The sequence below is a fragment of the Gilliamella sp. B14384G10 genome (assembly GCF_016101685.1).
Lineage (GTDB): Bacteria > Pseudomonadota > Gammaproteobacteria > Enterobacterales > Orbaceae > Gilliamella > Gilliamella apis_A.
In genome coordinates this window covers 1-18,461 of record NZ_JACFQA010000003.1, presented here as the reverse complement: position 1 = coordinate 18,461, position 18,461 = coordinate 1, and the positions used below count along the sequence as shown (strand labels likewise).

18 protein-coding genes are annotated in these 18,461 nt (G+C 34.0%); 2 read left to right on the top strand and 16 right to left on the bottom strand.

The annotated features are described in order from the left end of the window. Nucleotides 1–74: 74 nt before the first annotated feature. From argA to aroE, 5 genes are all read right to left on the bottom strand, one after another. Complete coding sequence (gene argA, locus H3T54_RS08400) at nt 75–1,403, bottom strand: amino-acid N-acetyltransferase (RefSeq protein WP_110448659.1); 1,329 nt, start codon at nt 1,401–1,403, stop codon at nt 75–77. A gap of 237 nt (nt 1,404–1,640) precedes the next feature. Further along, the gene (locus tag H3T54_RS08395; protein WP_198222054.1) at nt 1,641–2,843 is read right to left on the bottom strand and encodes an MFS transporter; all 1,203 of its coding nucleotides are present in this window, start codon (nt 2,841–2,843) and stop codon (nt 1,641–1,643) included. A gap of 257 nt (nt 2,844–3,100) precedes the next feature. Beyond that, on the bottom strand, nt 3,101–3,616 hold the full coding sequence (gene aroL / locus H3T54_RS08390) for a shikimate kinase AroL (protein WP_198222052.1): 516 nt from the start codon (nt 3,614–3,616) through the stop codon (nt 3,101–3,103). 198 nt (nt 3,617–3,814) lie between these two features. Next, nucleotides 3,815–4,168 carry a DUF1870 family protein gene (locus H3T54_RS08385; protein ID WP_110448656.1) on the bottom strand — a complete coding sequence of 118 codons (354 nt, stop codon included), beginning with the start codon at nt 4,166–4,168 and terminating at the stop codon, nt 3,815–3,817. 138 nt (nt 4,169–4,306) lie between these two features. Next, the gene (gene aroE / locus H3T54_RS08380) at nt 4,307–5,137 is read right to left on the bottom strand and encodes a shikimate dehydrogenase (RefSeq protein ID WP_110448655.1); all 831 of its coding nucleotides are present in this window, start codon (nt 5,135–5,137) and stop codon (nt 4,307–4,309) included. Nucleotides 5,138–5,518: 381 nt separating this feature from the next. Between aroE and rpmB the strand changes: the two genes are divergently transcribed. Both rpmB and rpmG read left to right on the top strand, forming a co-directional pair. Continuing rightward, nucleotides 5,519–5,755, top strand: coding sequence for a 50S ribosomal protein L28 (gene rpmB / locus H3T54_RS08375; protein WP_034884345.1), 237 nt, complete (start codon nt 5,519–5,521; stop codon nt 5,753–5,755). A gap of 15 nt (nt 5,756–5,770) precedes the next feature. Next, nucleotides 5,771–5,938: a 50S ribosomal protein L33 gene (gene rpmG / locus H3T54_RS08370; protein ID WP_034884348.1), complete on the top strand. Its 168-nt coding sequence runs from the start codon at nt 5,771–5,773 to the stop codon at nt 5,936–5,938. A gap of 129 nt (nt 5,939–6,067) precedes the next feature. Here rpmG and gltP read toward each other — a convergent pair whose 3' ends face one another. The 11 genes from gltP to H3T54_RS08315 all read right to left on the bottom strand — a co-directional run bounded on the left by gltP (nt 6,068) and on the right by H3T54_RS08315 (nt 18,279). Continuing rightward, nucleotides 6,068–7,378: a glutamate/aspartate:proton symporter GltP gene (gene gltP, locus H3T54_RS08365; protein ID WP_181414705.1), complete on the bottom strand. Its 1,311-nt coding sequence runs from the start codon at nt 7,376–7,378 to the stop codon at nt 6,068–6,070. A gap of 90 nt (nt 7,379–7,468) precedes the next feature. After that, on the bottom strand, nt 7,469–10,162 hold the full coding sequence (gene gyrA, locus H3T54_RS08360) for a DNA topoisomerase (ATP-hydrolyzing) subunit A (protein ID WP_198222050.1): 2,694 nt from the start codon (nt 10,160–10,162) through the stop codon (nt 7,469–7,471). Nucleotides 10,163–10,259: 97 nt separating this feature from the next. Further along, the gene (locus H3T54_RS08355; RefSeq protein ID WP_086359253.1) at nt 10,260–10,838 is read right to left on the bottom strand and encodes an SIS domain-containing protein; all 579 of its coding nucleotides are present in this window, start codon (nt 10,836–10,838) and stop codon (nt 10,260–10,262) included. Between the two features lie 16 nt (nt 10,839–10,854). Beyond that, nucleotides 10,855–11,235, bottom strand: coding sequence for a YraN family protein (locus H3T54_RS08350; RefSeq protein WP_198222048.1), 381 nt, complete (start codon nt 11,233–11,235; stop codon nt 10,855–10,857). Beyond that, on the bottom strand, nt 11,189–13,057 hold the full coding sequence (locus tag H3T54_RS08345) for a penicillin-binding protein activator (protein ID WP_198222046.1): 1,869 nt from the start codon (nt 13,055–13,057) through the stop codon (nt 11,189–11,191). The genes H3T54_RS08350 and H3T54_RS08345 overlap by 47 nt, the downstream gene beginning before the upstream one ends. 20 nt (nt 13,058–13,077) lie before the next feature. Next, nucleotides 13,078–14,151: a 23S rRNA (cytidine(2498)-2'-O)-methyltransferase RlmM gene (gene rlmM / locus H3T54_RS08340; RefSeq protein ID WP_198222277.1), complete on the bottom strand. Its 1,074-nt coding sequence runs from the start codon at nt 14,149–14,151 to the stop codon at nt 13,078–13,080. Between the two features lie 52 nt (nt 14,152–14,203). Continuing rightward, a complete protein-coding gene (locus H3T54_RS08335; RefSeq protein WP_198222044.1) occupies nt 14,204–15,154 on the bottom strand; it encodes a Kdo(2)-lipid IV(A) acyltransferase in 951 nt (316 codons plus the stop codon). 237 nt (nt 15,155–15,391) lie between these two features. Continuing rightward, nucleotides 15,392–16,186 carry a thymidylate synthase gene (thyA, locus tag H3T54_RS08330; protein WP_198222042.1) on the bottom strand — a complete coding sequence of 265 codons (795 nt, stop codon included), beginning with the start codon at nt 16,184–16,186 and terminating at the stop codon, nt 15,392–15,394. After that, the gene (gene lgt, locus H3T54_RS08325) at nt 16,183–17,052 is read right to left on the bottom strand and encodes a prolipoprotein diacylglyceryl transferase (RefSeq protein WP_198201462.1); all 870 of its coding nucleotides are present in this window, start codon (nt 17,050–17,052) and stop codon (nt 16,183–16,185) included. Before lgt ends, thyA begins: the two co-directional genes overlap by 4 nt. Beyond that, nucleotides 17,049–17,621, bottom strand: coding sequence for an RNA pyrophosphohydrolase (gene rppH, locus H3T54_RS08320; RefSeq protein ID WP_198201463.1), 573 nt, complete (start codon nt 17,619–17,621; stop codon nt 17,049–17,051). The genes lgt and rppH overlap by 4 nt, the downstream gene beginning before the upstream one ends. Before the next feature lie 97 nt (nt 17,622–17,718). Then, nucleotides 17,719–18,279 (bottom strand): YgjV family protein, encoded by a 561-nt coding sequence (locus H3T54_RS08315; RefSeq protein WP_198222040.1) that lies wholly within the window; start codon nt 18,277–18,279, stop codon nt 17,719–17,721. Between the last annotated feature and the right edge of the window lie 182 nt (nt 18,280–18,461).

Below are 18,461 nucleotides of genomic sequence, written 5' to 3'. Positions count from 1 at the left end.
ATTAGGCCATCTTATATTTAGTCAAAATAAAAAAGTCCAACTTGAATAAATTGGACTTTTTAAACTTGATATAGTTAAACTAAATCAAACATTAAAATTTTCGAATTTCTTTGATAATTATAAAGTTGTTTCTTTTTAATAGGCAGGTCATCGACTTCAGCTGGATTAAAGCCTTTTTCACGAAACCAGTGAATACTACGAGTAGTCAACACAAAGATCTTTTCTAACCCCAAATTGTGAGCCGTTTCTGCAATTTTTTCTAATAATAGATCACCGCGTGACGAGTTTCGGTATTGAGGATGAATAGCTACACAAGCCATTTCGCCCATTTTTTCTTCCGGATATGGATAAAGAGCTGCACAGCCAATCGTCATATTATCACGCTCAATAATGGTAAATTTATCAATTTCAATTTCTAACTGTTCTCTTGAGCGTTTAACCAAAATACCTTGTTCTTCAAGTGGACGGATTAATTCTAAAATACCACCGATATCATTTATCGTTGCGGTACGGACTTGTTCTGAATGTTCCATTGACACTTGAGTTCCAATACCATCACGAGAAAATAGTTCTTGCAGAATAGAACCATCCACTAGATAACTGACTAAATGGCTACGACGCACACCATTGCGACATGCTTTTGATGCAGCACGTAAAAAACGCGCTTCACTAGATAAATGCTTACCACTTTGCTCTTTGTTATTAACGTAATTATCGGCATCAATCGGAAACAGATCGGTAATAACATGATTGTTTTCATCAAGCACACCTTGCTCAGCACAAAAGCTTACTAATTTCTCAGCTTTAAGGCGAATAGCAACTTCAGCGGCAACATCTTCGGACGATAAGTTAAAACTTTCACCAGTAACTGATACCCCTACAGGCCCTAATAATACAATTGATCCTCGGTTCAATTGTTCATCAATTGCCTCATTGTTAATTCGCCGAATTTTCCCAGTGTGACAATAATCCACTCCGTCATCAACACCTAATGGCTGTGCAATAACAAAATTACCGCTAACAACATTGATATGTGCACCTTGTAAGGGCGTATTATTTAAGCTCATTGATAAACTTGCTGTTATATTGAGCTGTAATAATCCGGTCACCTGTTTAACAATGTCTAAAGTAGCAGCATCAGTAATTCGAGTATTTTTATGATATCTAGGTTGGATATTATGACTTTTGAGTGATTCATCTATTTGGTTACGAGCACCATTCACAATAACCAATTTAATGCCTAAACTATGCAATAAACCAATGTCACTAATAATACTTGCATAATTATGACTCTTTAGCACTGCACCTGTTAATAAAATAACGAAAGTTTTTCCTTGATGAGCATTAATATAAGGTACCGAATGCCTTAAACCATCAACCAATTCAGTTGTTCTTTCTTTCATCTTATCACCACCAAAATGAATATTTATTCATATTTTTTGTATTTTTATTTATTTTTTAGTTAATAGCAAGTCTTTTTTGATAAGTTCAACAAGCTAAAGTTCGATACTGACGTAGGAAAAAACTTTTGTTAAATTCGCTAGGAATTGACAAAACATTAATTTATTAACAATGCTTATAGACAAGAGCCGTCATTAAGACGGCTCAGTAATTATTTTAGTTATTCGAGTGATTCACATTTAAATCTTCTTCATATCAATAACTTTAATAAATCTGCAGTAAACAATTAGTCCTAGTAAGGTACTCATTACGGCCATTATCAAATCAGCTAAGATAGCATAACTAACATTAATTTCGGCCAATTCAGGGATAACTCTCGGGATAATAAAGAAAGACAGGCCACTGAAAGTATACATACAACCCACAGCAAGCCCTTTGCGAGTTGGAAACATTTGTTGCATCACAACTAAGGTTAATTGTAAAACACCTCCAGCAGCAAAAAATCCCATCCCGATTGCGGTGATTAAACACATTAATGGCGATAGGTCAAAATAAAATAATAGTAAAACCAATGATGACATTGCAGGTAAGATAAAAATACAATAAATTGGTTTCAAGAATTTTTTCACTATAAAAGCAGTGATAAAGACAGAAACGATTGAAGCAGAACTATAAAAGCTAATAAGCTGTTTAGCTTCAATTGATGGCATATTAACCGCCTTAATTGCAATCGCAGGTAGCCATTGCCAAATAATCACAAAGGTTGCGGTGGTTGTGAATCCCATAATTATCAATAAAATGCCTTCAAAAGCAAAATTTGGTTTATGAATAAAGTAATCATCAGAACCTTGATTACCTTTAATTCTGGTATCTTTAGGTGGAAATTTTTTAGGAAGTAAATTGATTGCATTAATAATTAGATAGGCAGTAAAGCCAAAAAATGCCCATCCATACCAAATATCGTATTTATAAAATAATCCAACAATTAGTGGCAGAATAAAACTTCCCATTGAGATAAAAGCTTTAATCAAAACACTAGCCGAACCAGATGAGCGAGGAAAACATTCAGTTAATGCAGGCATAGACCCTGTATCTAAGAAAGAGTTACCTATACCGATGGCAATAGCTAAACAAAACGCAATATCTATATTATGACAAAATGGCATACTGACGAAAAAGACAATATAACAAGTCATACCTAAATAGATAAATAATTTTCGTCCAAATTTATCAGATAGCATTCCACCGACAAACATTAATAAAATTTTTCCAATACCGATTCCTGATGCAACATAGCCAAGACCGACATTTACATCGGTATTAAGCTGTTTTGAAATGCTTTCTGCGAACTGCATAATAACAATTAAAGCAATACTTTGTATTATGTAATTAGCATATATAGAGCCAGCAATCCCATAAGAATTGACTCTTTGATTATCCATGTGTAAAACTCCAATATTAATTTAACTAGTTTAGCGACTTAAGAAACGTAATCGCAATTAATATACAAGTGTTCACTACTATCTGAAAGTAATATATATCAATTACTTACTATTAATAGACTATTTTATTTGCTGTAATTCAAGAATCTTCAAAATTATTAAATTTATGATATGTAGATTGTTTAAATTACAAATTGATGTACTAACATTATGCCGAGGTAAATAATTTATATTTAAATAAAAAAATGGCTATTTAATTAATTATTTTGCAATTTTTCTAATATTTCAGTAAGAATTAAATTTTCGTCTTGGTCAACATTAACAACATGATGAGCGGCATCGTGATATAGAGGTAAGCGTTCAGCAAGCACTTTCTCCATCTCATCGGATATCGACATACCCGTCAATGATGGTCTCTGCGCTACATTTGGATCTTTCATCAAACGTGCCGCTAATGTCGCTGCAGGAGCTGAAAGAAAAATAACTGTGCCGTGTTGTTTCATAAACTGACGATTTTGCTCAGCCAGTACCATACCACCACCAGTTGCAATAACTCTATTGGGTTTAGCTGTCTCAATAAGCACTTGGCTTTCTCTAGCTCGAAACCCTTCCCAGCCTTCTTTTTCAACAATTTCCGCTACAGTTTTTTGCGTTGTTTCGAGTAAATGACAATCTGTATCAATAAAAGAAAATGATAACTTATTGGCTAACATTTTACCCATTGTTGTTTTGCCAGCGGCTCTTGCACCAACTAAAAAAATTGTTTTCTTCATTGTGGGTCCTTTTAAATATACAGATCTGGAAATAAGTTATCTATGCTAGAGATTCATTTAACTTTTTGCAATATTTTTTTACAGTCTAATTTAACATCATCATAACAATATGATTTAAATAAATATAATAAAAAAATAACTGTAAATAATTTATTACACATTCAATTTTAATCATAGCCTATGTGTCAAATATAGTTATTAACACAATTTTTCTAACCCTCTAAAATAGAGTTCAGTGGCAATCGATTGATGTAATCGCCATTGCAAAACATCTAAGTCAGGGTTAACTTTTTTGAATTCTGGATAACTCATAAAATAACGAATGGTGTTACTACCTACACGGTCATTAATGCTGTTTATAATCAGTTTTATTTTCTCGTTGCGAAAAGATTTTAATTCTTTCATAGCTATTGCCACATTTTCAGGAATAGGCAATGAACCGTTTTCCCACTCACGCCATGTTTCGACATCAGTCTTACCAATGTATTCACTGGCTTCTGACACTTTTAACATTAAAAATCGGCGATACGCTTGTAATTCTAAATTAGTCATAACTACTCCTTTTTAATCAATTTTAAATTTATTAAACATGGTTACTTTATTGCTTCCATAAATATTTAAAATGATGATTAAATACCTAAAATCTTAAAATATCGCTCTCATCAAATGAGAGCGAGGCTATTTATAATTTTATTTTCCTGCTAAGGCATCAATTACAGCTTGTTTTGCTTTCTCAGAAAGATCTTTGCCGGTCCAAATTTTAAATTGGGCATTTGCTTGACCAATAAACATTTCTCGACCAGAAATCGATTCCCATCCGGCTTTTTCTGCTTCTTGTCTAAATTTGGTATTGTATGGTGTATATACTATATCGTATGCAATCCCTTTACCTTTAAACCAAGCTTGTTCGTAAGGTGTCTGATCTTCAAATTTGCCTTGCATACCTAATGGGGTAGAATTGATAATAATTTGCGCTTCAACTTTATCTCTATCTTCCCATGCAACCGTTTTAAGATTAAATTCTTTAGCCAATGCCTCTGGAAGATCAGTAACAATATCCGTTACTGTAATGTCATGATAACCAAGGTCTTGTAAACCAACAACCGCAGCCCTAGCCGCACCACCAGCGCCAAGTAGTAAAACCTTCTTATACTCAGCAGGTAGTTTTTTTTGTGCTAATGGTTGCATAAAACCAATAATATCAGTGTTATCACCGCAAAGTTTGTCACCATCCCAATAAACTAAGTTAGCTGCTCCCGCTTTTTTGACGTGTTCGGTAACTTCATCTAAATAAGGAATAATAGTTTGCTTATGTGGAATAGTGACACATAAACCACGAATATTAAGTAATCTTACTGATTTAAATAAAGTAGCAATATCTTCGGGTGGTGTAGGAAATGGTACCAATACGGCAGGAATACCATAATCTTGGAATGATGTTGTATGAATAAGTGGGCTCATACTATGCCCTAATGGATAACCGATAATGCCATAGATACTGTATGGCGTGAACTGACTCATACTATCTCCTTGAAAGTAAGAAAATTAGGCCTAACAGATAATATCTGAATTCAATAGTATTAAAACATATTTATTATAAAATTAAATAGTTTTATATTGCACAACTCAACATAAGCTACAATATAATAGTTTTACTACTAATAACAACTCTCGGTATATTTACTTTTTTCAATTAGAAACTTATTTTTAAGCATAAATAAGATAATGCTTGAGAATTTGCCTGTAAAAGCGTATACTTCGCTACCTCATTATTATGGGTGTAGTGTGAGAGGTGAGACTGCTTCTCAAAAGAACTGCAGCGAACTAAAAGCCTGACGAGGTTAATTCCATTAACATATTACGCCCTAGGCTTAAGCATAGAAATTTTGGAGAATTATTGACATGTCACGAGTATGCCAAGTAACAGGAAAAGGTCCTTTAGTGGGAAATAATCGTTCTCATGCGATGAATGCTACTAAACGTCGTTTTCTACCAAACCTTCAAACTCACCGTTTCTGGATTGAGAGTGAAAAACGTTTTGTAAAATTGCGTGTATCAGCTAAAGGTATGCGTACTATCGATAAAAAGGGTATTGATGCAGTTTTAGCTGAACTTCGTGCCCGTGGTGAAAAGTACTAATAAGGAAACCATATCATGGCTAAAGGTGTACGTGAAAAAATTAGATTAGTTTCTTCTGCTGGTACCGGTCATTTTTATACCACTAGCAAAAACAAAAGAACCATGCCTGAAAAAATGGAGATCAAAAAATATGATCCTGTTGTTCGTCAGCATGTTGTTTATAAAGAAGCTAAAATTAAATAGTTTTATCTAGCAATAAAAAACCCAGCTTAAGCTGGGTTTTTTTATATTTTGAATAATCTCACCATTAAATTTATTAAATTAGATGTATAAAAAAAGCTTCAGTTACCTGAAGCTTTTTAGAGTAAATTTCTATTTTAAATATTCTTGCTCATAGGCTCTTGCCTTTTTATCATCAAAGACATGTTCCCAACGCGCAATAACAATTGCCGCTAATGCGTTACCCACAACATTAACAACTGTTCTACCCATATCTAAAATTCGTTCAACACCCATAATATAACCGATACCTTCAAGTGGAATACCAACACTACCAAGTGTTGCTGATAATACTAAAATTGAAGCGCCTGGCACTCCAGCAATTCCTTTTGATGCAATCATTAATGTTATTACAATGATAATTTGATCTAAGATACTTAAATCCATACCAAATAGCTGTGCTAAGAAGATGACCGTGATACTTTGGTATAATGTTGAACCATCAAGATTAAATGAATATCCAGTAGGAATAACAAAGCTTGTGATCGCTTTTGGTGCTCCATAGGCCTCCATCTTTTCAATGATTTTTGGTAATGCTGTTTCTGAACTTGCTGTAGAAAAAGCAATAACTAATTCTTCCTTCAATATTTTTAATAAGGTAAAGATATTGAACTTACATAGTTTACAAACTGCACCTAATATCAATAATGTAAAAATGATCATTGCAGAATATACAGTTAAAATCAGTTTTAATAGCGGTAGTAAAGAAGCAAAGCCATATTTAGCAACGGTTACGGTAATTAATGCAAATACACCAATTGGAGCATAACGCATAATCATATTGGTCACTTTAAACATAGTATCTGAAACTACTTTCAAGAAGAACACAAATGGTTCGCGTTGTTTATCTGGTAAAGACATTAAACCTAAACCAAAAAATACACAGAAGAAAATAACCGGTAAAACTGCACCATCAGTCATTGCTTTAAATATATTTGCTGGAATCATATCTAAGATCATGACAATCAAACCGTGAGGTTTGCCACTTAACTCTTCGGCTGCTTTAGTATATTTACTAATATCAGTTGTAGCCAAAGTTGAAGAGTCAATACCTGCACCCGGTGCAAAAACATTACCCCATAAAAGGCCTAATAAAATAGCAATTGTTGTAATGATTTCGAAATAAAGAATGGTTTTAAATCCTAATGTTCCTAAACGTTTAGATCCACCAATTCCAGCAATACCTAATGTCAGTGTACTAAGAATAATTGGTAAAACAATCATCTTAATTAAACGAATAAAGATATCACCTGCTGGTTGAAAAATATTAACAATTGAAAATTGGTAATATGAATGTAACGCATGATTAGGATCCGCTAGTTCATATAGAAAAGCACCAACAGCTACACCTAAAATCAAGGCAATTAATATTTGCCATGCAAGATTAGTTAAGATTTTTTTTATTAAGAAAGACATGTAATTCTATTCCTTATCACTGTTTTAGAAAATAAAAAAGGATTAGTCTGTGTGGCTAATCCTTTTTTATAATTAAAATTATTGCTCGGATTCTTGGGTTGAATCATTATTATCCTCACTCTGTGGCGATAGTTCCGATTCAACATCATCCTCTGTTTCAGCAATTCGCTGTAATCCGACAACCTTCTCATTTTCAGCTGTTCGAATCAACGTAACCCCTTGCGTGTTTCGTCCAACAACACTAACTTCTGATACTCGAGTTCGTACTAAGGTTCCGGCATCAGTAATCAGCATGATTTGGTCGGTTTCTTCAACCTGTACTGCACCAACTACAGCACCATTTCGCTCACTCACTTTAATAGAGATTACGCCTTTCGTTGCTCGTGATTTTGTTGGATATAACTCTTGTTCAGTACGTTTACCATAACCATTTCGAGTTGCGGTTAAAATTGCCCCATTACCACGAGGGACAATAAGTGAGACAACTTTATCATCACCTTCTAATTTAATACCTCGAACACCTGTTGCTGTTCTACCCATACAACGGACTTTATTGGCCGGGAATCGTACAACTTTACCATTGGCTGAGAATAACATAATATCTTCAGTATTGGAAATTTGCGAGACCTCATCACCATCGTCAAGCTCATCAACAATAACATCATCATTGAGTTCTTCATCATCAACAGCATCTGCTGTTTCGTTACTAGTTAAATCAACACCAATTAACTCATCATCATCACGTAAGTTAATAGCAATAATGCCACCACTTCTCGGACGACTAAATTCAATTAATGAAGTTTTCTTAACCGTACCTTGAGCTGTCGCCATAAACACACAATGCTCATCATCAAATTCACGAACAGGTAGAATCGCTGTAATACGTTCATCTGCTTCCAATGGTAATAAATTAATAATTGGACGACCACGGGAGCCTCGACTGGCTTCAGGTAATTGATAAACTTTCATCCAATATAATCTGCCACGACTTGAGAAACAAAGAATCGTGTCATGAGTATTTGCAACCAGTAATTTTTCGACAAAATCTTCTTCTTTAATTTTCGTTGCCGACTTGCCCTTACCGCCCCGACGCTGAGCTTCATAATCAGATAACGGTTGGTATTTTACATAACCTTGATGAGAAAGCGTAACTACAACATCTTCTTGAGCAATAAGATCTTCAATATTGATATCCGCACTACTTGCTGTAATTTCAGTTCGTCTTGCATCTTGGAATTGATCGCGAACAGCTTCAAGCTCTTCGCGAATAACTTCCATTAGTCTTTCTGGACTCGCTAGAATATGTAACAAACCAGCAATTTGAACTAATAGTTCTTTATATTCATCAAGAATTTTTTCGTGTTCCAGTCCTGTTAAACGATGTAATCGAAGATCTAAAATTGCTTGGGCTTGAGCTTCAGAAAGATAATAATGGCCATCACGAATACCAAATTCAGGTGCTAAATCTTCAGGACGAGCGGCATCATTACCCGCTTTTTCAAGCATTGCCGCAACATTACCTAGTTGCCAAGCTTGCGATAATAATTTAGCTTTCGCTTCAGAAGGAGTCGCCGCAGCACGAATTAATTCAATAACAGGATCGATATTAGCCAATGCTATCGCTAAACCTTCCAACACATGCGCTCGTTCACGAGCTTTGCGAAGTTCATAGATAGTTCGACGCGTTACGACTTCACGGCGGTGAAGAACAAACGCCTCGATCATTTCTCGTAAGTTTAATAGTTTCGGTTGACCTTTATGTAAGGCAACCATATTAATCCCGAAAGAAACCTGTAGTTGAGTTAATGAGAAAAGATTATTTAAAACGACTTCGCCAACTGCATCACGTTTGATTTCAATAACAATGCGCATACCATCTTTATCTGATTCATCACGCAATGCTGAAATACCTTCAACTTTTTTGTCTTTAACTAGTTCAGCTATTTTTTCGATCAGTTTTTTCTTATTAACTTGATAAGGGATCTCATTAACAATGATCGTTTCACGACCACTATGATCATCTACTTCAATCGTCGCCTTTGAACGAATATAAATAATACCACGGCCAGTTCGATAAGCATTTTCAATACCTTTACGGCCATTAATTAAAGCAGCAGTAGGAAAATCTGGACCATGAATATATTCCATTAATCCATCAACAGAAATATTTTCATCCTCAATAAATGCTAAGCAACCATTGATAACTTCTGCTAGATTATGAGGAGGGATGTTGGTTGCCATACCAACAGCAATACCTGACGAACCATTAATTAATAAATTAGGAATGCGAGTTGGCAACACGTCAGGAATCATTTCTGATCCATCGTAGTTTGGTGAAAAATCTACTGTTTCTTTATCTAAATCAGTTAATAATGCACCGGCAAACTTTTGCATGCGAATTTCGGTATAACGCATTGCCGCCGCAGAGTCACCATCGACAGAACCAAAGTTTCCTTGGCCATCAACAAGCATATAACGTAATGAAAATGGTTGTGCCATACGAACAATGGTATCATAAACGGCTAAATCACCATGTGGATGATATTTACCGATTACGTCCCCAACAACACGAGCAGATTTTCGGTAAGGTTTATTCCAATCGTATCCAGCTTCATGCATTGCGAATAAAACCCGTCTGTGAACAGGTTTAAGTCCGTCGCGGACATCAGGTAAAGCTCGCCCAACAATAACAGACATCGCATAATCAAGATAAGAGGATTTTAATTCGTCTTCAATATTGACGGGGGTTATTTCTTTGGCTAGTTCGGTCATAACACCAGGTTCTCTTATTAACTTAAATCTTAAAATAGTTCATAATTATAGCATAAAAATCGCTATTAATGCAGAACAAAACTGTTTTTATTTCAACTTATTCTGTATGAATAAACAATGTATTTTCAATTAATTGGCTTAAGCAGTTTAAAATCATTGCATGCATTTCATAAGCCATCACCTTTTTATAAGATGGAATTCTAATTTCAATATCATTTTGCCCAAGTAATCCGATCACTTCTCCACCATCAAATGCAGTTAAGGCAACAATTTTCATATCTTTAATTACGGCTTCTTGAACAGCACGAATAATCGAACGGCTATTCCCTTCACAAGTTGAAATAACTAAGATATCACCTTGTTGACCTAAAGCTTGAATTTGTCGAGCATAAATTTCTTCGTGATTAGATATCGCACTTAACAATACATTATCAGAAACTAATGCAATAGCCGGAATACTCGGTCTTTCAATATCAAGACTGGTAATTAACCGAGAGGTAAAACTTTGTATATTTGCAGCAGCTGAGCCATTACCACATCCCATAATTTTATTACCATTAAGTAATCCTCCAACGATAATATTAGCCGCTTTTTCAATTGAAGAGCCTAGAGATTCAGCCATAACAATTTGAGTTTGAATACTTTCAGTAAAATAATTTTTTATTAAATCTTGCACGTTTTTCACCTGATCATTAAAACGCATTAATTATCCATTTTTGACTTTTTCCCGTTATGGCAAAAACATCAAACCTAAACTCTGTATCTTCAATATTTAAGTTATTATTTAACATCCAAAGTTGAGCTGCCTGTTTAATTTTGTTTTGCTTAGTGAGCGAAATAGTCATTTCAGCCTCGCCAAAGTTAGCATTTTTGCGATATCTAACTTCAACAAAAACCAAACAACTCTTATCTCGCATGACTAAATCAATTTCACCAATTTGATATAGGCTATTTTTATCAAGCAACACCAGCCCTTGATTGGCTAAGAATTGGCAAGCAATATATTCATAATGCTTGCCAATATCTTTATTTTTCGTTCTGTTCTGAGGACGATTGGGATGTAACATAGGCATATTGTTGCCATGCAAGAGATCGAGTCACTTCACATTGATTACTGGTTGATAATTTACCAGTCATTCCAGCTAAAAAATTAGGCTGATAAGAGTCTAATTGATTAAAGCGATTAGCCAATCGCCAAGCATCAATTCCCATAGCGTATAATCGAGTTAAAGAATAGTCTTTTTGAATATTGCTAGGAATCATTGCCGTTGTTTTTTCTGATGAATTAATAATCAACGGAATGTCAGAATATTCAGTTTGATTCATATCATAATTAAAGTCATTCGAAGCATTTGCCACATGACTTTTAGAACTTGAATAAAGCGCTATGGATGAAGAGCCATTACCGATTGTCTTTCCTGCTCCCATATCTAGCATTGGTTTTATCAAGGTTAATTCATCATAAGATGCATAAACATAAATTGCATCAAATCCAGAAGAAGAACCATTTGAGGACATTGAAGCCGAGCCATCATCATTATTAAATGCAATCGGACTACCGGTTAAACTTATACCGCTACTATGATTAATATTGGCACGTAGCGTATTTAAATTACCAACATATTGCACATAAGCTTGTGAACCATTAGAAATTTGCGACCATTGTTTAGCAAAACTTTGAGCTACTCTTCTGCCCAACTCATTTTGTGGTATAACTAACAATGGCTTTTGTTTGTTTTGTGCAAAAATATGATCAGCAGCATCCTTTGCTTCATCTTCAGGAGATAACGCAAAAAAGCACATTTTGTTAGCGGAAACAGTTCCATCATCAACTTTATTTAATGCTAACACAGGAATAGATGGCGCTAACTGCTTTATTTGGCTCACTTCAGACTTCAATAATGGACCAACGATTAAATCAACATTTTGCTCTTGTGCTTGCTGTATTAAATTATCCATTGGTACTGATGTTGTATCTAAAACAATAACATTTTGTTGTGGCTCTTGTGGATAAAACTTAGCCGCATCAACATATCCTTGACGAATAGTGTTACCAAATATTCGAGAAGACCCACTCAGTGGTAATAATAAAGCTACTTTTTTGGAATTTACATTATCAACAGCAAGCGTTTGTTCACCAGTTATAATCGCAACAATATCTTGTGCAGGATGATTAGGATATTTTGTAGCCCAATCCAAAATAGCTCGTTTTAGTTGATTTTTGCGGTTTGTATTTTTTGCTTCAAGGACTTCTGGGCTATCACCATCTTGAACAGGTGCTTTTATATTATTACGTTGATATGTATAACTTAAATCAATCCACCCTTTCAATGTTAAGTCATTTTCAGGTACAGAAATTTTACTTAGTTGATTTGTCGATAATTTGCTAAAAAAATTCCAGGTATTATTTAAGATTTGTTTTTTTAATTTTTCTGGTGCAAATTTTTGTAAAGATAAGTAATCATACGCTTGCTCATTAAGTTTTTTAGATTTTCTATCTAAGGCTAATTTGATTGAATAATAACGATATGCTTGTGAATCATTTAGTTTTTCGATAGTTAATTGACTAAGATTAAATGGTTGTCCTTTTCTAATTGCTATTTCACCTTGAGATAACAATTGGTCTTTTTGTTGTTCTGCATTAAGATTAGCCGGTAGTTGAGATAATAATTTATTTGCTTGAGAAAGTTTATTCTCATTTATTAATGCTCTTATCGCCAATAACTGCCAATCTATTTTAGCACTTCCAGAGCTAGTATCTACCTGCGACAAATAATAATTGGAATCTTTAGTTTCATCATATTTAGCACTCTTTGATGAGTTAAGATGACATCCAACTAAAAGTGAAAATAATGCTAAAATAACAATAGCATAAAAGGATTGTTTTAATTTCATACACATTCTCTTATAATTTCTCATCCCCAAATTCGCTGTACATGTACAGTGACTTCTTCACGATCATGAAAAAGTTGCTTAGCCTGAATTTGTACATTTATTTGGTTGTTATTTAGTTCTTCTATTAGTAATTGTAAATTTTGTTTTACTTCTTCATAACGTTTTTTCATTGGTAGTTTGAGATTAAAAATTGCCTCTCGACACCAACCATTAATTAGCCATTTAGCTATTAACTCTGTTACTTTGGCTGGTTTTTCAACCATATCACACACCAGCCAATAAATATTATGCTTTTTAGGCATAAATTTAAAGCCATCTTCACGATAATGTTTAACTTGTCCTGTTTCCATTAATTTTTCATTCATAGGACCATTATCTATAGCATATACCATCATACTTCTTTTGACTAATTGATAAGTCCAACCGCCTGGACAAGCCCCTAAGTCAACAGCATTTAAACCACCTTTAAGTCGTTCATCCCATTCTTCATAAGGAATAAAAATATGAAAAGCTTCTTCCAATTTTAATGTTGAACGACTTGGTGCATCAGCTGGAAATTTTAACCTTGGTATTCCCATATAAAAAGGAGAGTTATTTTGACTCAGGGAATAGCCAACATAACAACTATTATTATTGATAAATAATAAATGAATAACTGGTCGTGATGGATTTTGTACTTTTAACAAAATACGTTTGTTGCGTAATGCCTGACGAAGTGGAACAGTAAACTTGCGACAAAATCCTGCTAATTGCTTACCATCATTAGTATCTGCAACTTCAACACGTAAATCGCCAGCTTTATCAACAGTAGCCGATAAAACATTAATTATTGGCGTAATACGATCTTCAGTTGATAAATTAGCTAATAAATCACCAGCAACAAACATTTGTCTTGCAAAAATTAACGTTCGAAATGAAATTTGTTTAATTAATAATTCAGCTTGATCGTCTTGGTAACACTCAAATATTACATAACCATTATTTTCTTTAACCTTGGCAAAACCAAATATTTCTTTTTGTGCTGCTCTATCCGTTATTTCTGCTGCACATTCTTTTTCAAACCCTGGTCGACAATACAAAATTATTTTGTTCAGTTTTTGCATATTCTTTCTTTCAATTATTTGAAAATATTATAAAGTCATCAAACTAATCTGATTGGACTTTATTTGTATATAAAGGCGCCTCACCTTTAGGACGAGTTTTAAAGCGTCGATGTAACCACATATATTGTTCTGGTGCTTTTAATATTTCGTGTTCAATCGCTTTGTTCATAAAAGTAGCCGCTAGCACATCATCATCTATAGGATAGCCTTTAAGCTCAGGTGTAACGTAAACAGTATAGTGCCCATTCTTTTCTCGTTTAGGCGTGAAAGGAATAATTGCAGGCTGACTTAATTTGACTAAAATTCGAGTTCCAATGGTCGTCGCTGCTTTTTCTACCGCAAAGAGTGGTGCAAAAACACTATTTTTAGGACCATAATCATGATCTGGCGCATACCAAAGCAGTTCACCATTCTTTAAGGCTCTTATCATACCTTTAGTATTATAGCGATCTAACATATATTTATTCGATTTTAAACGCCCTTTTAATTGTACATAATCCATCACAGGGTTGTCGTTTGGTCGATAAACACCTACACCTGGATGACTCATACCTAAAATACGTGCACCGAGTTCTAGCGTTAAAAAGTGAATACCAATTAACAAAACACCTTGTCCAGACTGTTGTATCTGAGTGATATGTGAATCACCTTCAATTGAAGAGTGTTTTTTAAGTCTTTTGTCAGACCAGAACCATGCCATACCAGTTTCAAATATAGCAAGCCCTGTGGAAATAAAATTATCTCTTAATATTTTATCTCGTTCTTGTTCAGATTTTTCAGGAAAGCATAATTTTAAGTTTTGCCTTGCGGTCTCTTTACGCTTACCAATTAATTTCATCGAAAGTAATCCTAAACCTTTTCCTAATTGATAAATAACCGGATATGGCAGTAAAACGATCAAATATAAAATAGAAATGCCAAACCAGGTTAACCAATAGCGAGGATGTAATAATCGTTTTGTAAAAATAGGATGAATTTCTTGATTTTGACTCATATTAAGATTAAATAACCATTTAAACAAAGTTAGTCATTATATACCAATATCTTCTGTTATGCGGCAGAAAAATAAAATAATCAAAGATAACTAAAGTGCTTATCATGAAGTTGTTTGAAAAGATTACATAAAAAACACATATTAAGGATTAAATTAATTAATCCCTAATAATCAATTTCTACTTATAATTTAGAAAAAATATACCCTAAAATAGCGTTCCTCAAAATTTGTTAAGCTTTAAATTGCTACTGGCGCTTTTATTGCTGGATAAGGATCGTAATCAACAATTTCAAAATCTTCAAATTCATAATCAAAAATTGTAGGTGGTCTGCGTTTAATAACAAGCTTAGGCAATGGTTTTGGCTCACGACTTAATTGTAAATGTGTTTGTTCCATATGATTAGAATACAAATGGGTATCGCCACCTGTCCAGACAAAATCACCAACTTCTAAATCGCATTGTTGAGCAATCATATAAACTAATAACGAATAACTAGCAATATTAAATGGTAATCCTAAGAATACGTCACATGAACGTTGATAAAGTTGACATGACAGCTTACCTTGAGCTACATAAAATTGAAATAGAGCATGACATGGTGCTAACGCCATTTGATCAAGCTCTCCAACATTCCATGCCGAAACTATCATTCTTCTAGAGTCTGGATCATTTTTAATTTGTTCGATTAGTTGCGAAATTTGATCTATTTGTCGACCATCCGCAGCTCCCCAAGCGCGCCATTGTTTGCCATAAACAGGACCAAGATCACCATTTTCATTGGCCCATTCATCCCAAATTGTTACTTTATTATCTTTTAAATAATTAATATTAGTATCACCTTTAAGAAACCAAAGTAACTCATAGATGATTGAACGTAAATGACATTTTTTGGTGGTCACTAATGGAAAACCATCTTGCAAATTAAATCGCATTTGATGACCAAAGATCGATAAAGTCCCTGTACCAGTTCTATCCGATTTAGCCGTTCCTTCGTTTAAAATTTTTTGCATTAGTGATAAATACTGTTTCATTTTTTAATAGCCTTATTGTTAAATCTATATGCATATAAAAGCATCAAGATACCACCAATGATCATAGGGAGACAGAGAATTTGTCCCATACTGATTATATTTAAAAATAATCCTAATTGTTCATCGGGTTGTCTAAAGAACTCAATTATAAACCTAAATATGCCATAACAAACTAAAAACAGTCCTGAGGCTGCACCAACTGGACGAGGTTTGCGAATAAATAAATTTAAAATAATAAATAATACTATACCTTCAAATACCATCTCATAAAGTTGTGAAGGGTGACGTGGCAAAACGCCGTTTAATTGGCTGTATAAAGAAAACCATTCTGGATTTGCTTGGACAAACATAAAATCAGCATGTGATGAAGTAGGAAATAACATACCGATTGAAGAGTTAGTTACTCGGCCCCACAATTCACCGTTAATAAAATTACCAAATCGGCCAAACATTAAACCGAGTGGTACTAATGGAGCCACAAAATCAGCTACTTGCATAAAGGTCTTTTGTGTTTTTTTAGCAAAGATAGCAATAACACAAATGGCACCAATCAAACCGCCATGGAAAGACATCCCCCCTTCCCAAACTCTGAATAGAATAGTAGGCTCTTCAAGAAATGCATCAAAATTATAAAATAATACATAACCTAAACGTCCGCCAATAAAGAGGCCCAAAAACCCCCAGAATAATAAGTTTTCAACTTGTTGTGATGTCCAATTGCTATTGGGTTTATTAGCACGACGTTTAGCTAAAAACAAGGCGCCAAGCACACCAAATAGGTACATGGCACCATACCAATGTAATGAAATAGGGCCGATTGAGAAAGCTATTGGATTAAAATTGGGAAATTGTAAAAATTGATTCATTTTTTAACACGCTGTTTATTTTTTCGTTTGTGAGCAAAGAAGTTAAACCGTTTTTTCTTAGAAAGATTTGTTACAGGTTCTTCTACTTCAGATTGTATAGTAAATGCAGGCAAAGAAAACTCCTTCATTGCTTTGCGATATACATCACGCTTAAAAGCAATAACCTGCCGTATAGGATACCAATAACTTACCCACTTCCAATCATCAAACTCAGGAGTTGAAGACATATTCAAATTAATCACTGAAGTATCAGAAATCAATTCTAATAAAAACCACTTTTGTTTTTGACCAATACATACCGGCTGATTATCCCAACGAATCATGCGTTTTGGTAATTTATACCTTAGCCAACCATTGGTCACCGATAATATTTTAACATCTTTAGGTAGTAATCCTACTTCTTCATTTAGTTCACGAAACATTGCCTGTTCTGGCGTTTCATTAAGTTTTATTCCGCCCTGAGGAAATTGCCAAGAGTTTTGTCCATAACGCCGAGCCCAAAGCACTTGACCATACCTGTTACAAATAACTATTCCTACATTTGGACGGTAGCCATCATTATCAATCACTGACTACCTCAAAAATTTATTTTTTATATTGTTAAATTGTTTCACACATATAACAATAAATAAATAGGAAAATGATACTAATAGAGTAAATATAATATTATACAGCCGATTTTGGTGATAATTTAATAATCGTTATAATATTAATTATCGCAAAGGTAACCTCTATAGCTAAACTACCTAAAGAGCCTATCCATAAGCTATATATTATCCATAAAATACTACTTAACAATATTAGTAATCGCATCTTTTGTTGTTCAAATCTAAATAATGCAATTGTTACTAATGTAGTACCAATAACCGAGAAATAATGTATAAATTGTCGCCAATCAGGCGTTGTGAAAAAGTAAAATATCCACATCAATCCTATAAAAAACATCATGGCTAAAACATTCTTGGTATAAGTTGATGTAATGTTTCTAAAAATATTTACTATATTAAGTATAGCAGCAGGATAGGATTCTGGTCCTAATAAATAAAAATGCACAGTCATAATAATATTAACAATGGTTAATTGCCATCGAAAAGCATTATCATTACGTTGTAAAAAAGCACTAACTCCAACAAGATAACCTAAAATACCAATTAATTGCGGAATTGTTGTGTATTTTTCAATAAAATCAGAGCCAAAAAACTGGTATAAAAAGTTTAGATTATCCACTATTTACTCCTTAGACAAATGGCTTTGATAAATAACTAACAAAAAATACATGAATCCTAAAACGCAAAAAAGCCCAGCATCGCTGCTGGGCTCGTATATTTAAAAGTCTGGCGGCACCCTACTCTCACATGGGTAATACCCACACTACCATCGGCACTACGGCGTTTCACTTCTGAGTTCGG

Bases quoted from the DNA above. Each gene is read 5' to 3' on its own strand.
- H3T54_RS08385 (WP_110448656.1), bottom strand. From the start codon at position 4,168: ATGACTAATTTAGAATTACAAGCGTATCGCCGATTTTTAATGTTAAAA.
- H3T54_RS08335 (WP_198222044.1), bottom strand. From the start codon at position 15,154: ATGAGTCAAAATCAAGAAATTCATCCTATTTTTACAAAACGATTATTA.
- H3T54_RS08345 (WP_198222046.1), bottom strand. From the start codon at position 13,057: ATGAAATTAAAACAATCCTTTTATGCTATTGTTATTTTAGCATTATTT.
- H3T54_RS08395 (WP_198222054.1), bottom strand. From the start codon at position 2,843: ATGGATAATCAAAGAGTCAATTCTTATGGGATTGCTGGCTCTATATAT.
- aroL (WP_198222052.1), bottom strand. From the start codon at position 3,616: ATGAAGAAAACAATTTTTTTAGTTGGTGCAAGAGCCGCTGGCAAAACA.
- rpmB (WP_034884345.1), top strand. From the start codon at position 5,519: ATGTCACGAGTATGCCAAGTAACAGGAAAAGGTCCTTTAGTGGGAAAT.
- argA (WP_110448659.1), bottom strand. From the start codon at position 1,403: ATGAAAGAAAGAACAACTGAATTGGTTGATGGTTTAAGGCATTCGGTA.
- rpmG (WP_034884348.1), top strand. From the start codon at position 5,771: ATGGCTAAAGGTGTACGTGAAAAAATTAGATTAGTTTCTTCTGCTGGT.
- thyA (WP_198222042.1), bottom strand. From the start codon at position 16,186: ATGAAACAGTATTTATCACTAATGCAAAAAATTTTAAACGAAGGAACG.
- lgt (WP_198201462.1), bottom strand. From the start codon at position 17,052: ATGAATCAATTTTTACAATTTCCCAATTTTAATCCAATAGCTTTCTCA.
- H3T54_RS08350 (WP_198222048.1), bottom strand. From the start codon at position 11,235: ATGCCTATGTTACATCCCAATCGTCCTCAGAACAGAACGAAAAATAAA.
- gyrA (WP_198222050.1), bottom strand. From the start codon at position 10,162: ATGACCGAACTAGCCAAAGAAATAACCCCCGTCAATATTGAAGACGAA.
- aroE (WP_110448655.1), bottom strand. From the start codon at position 5,137: ATGAGTCAGTTCACGCCATACAGTATCTATGGCATTATCGGTTATCCA.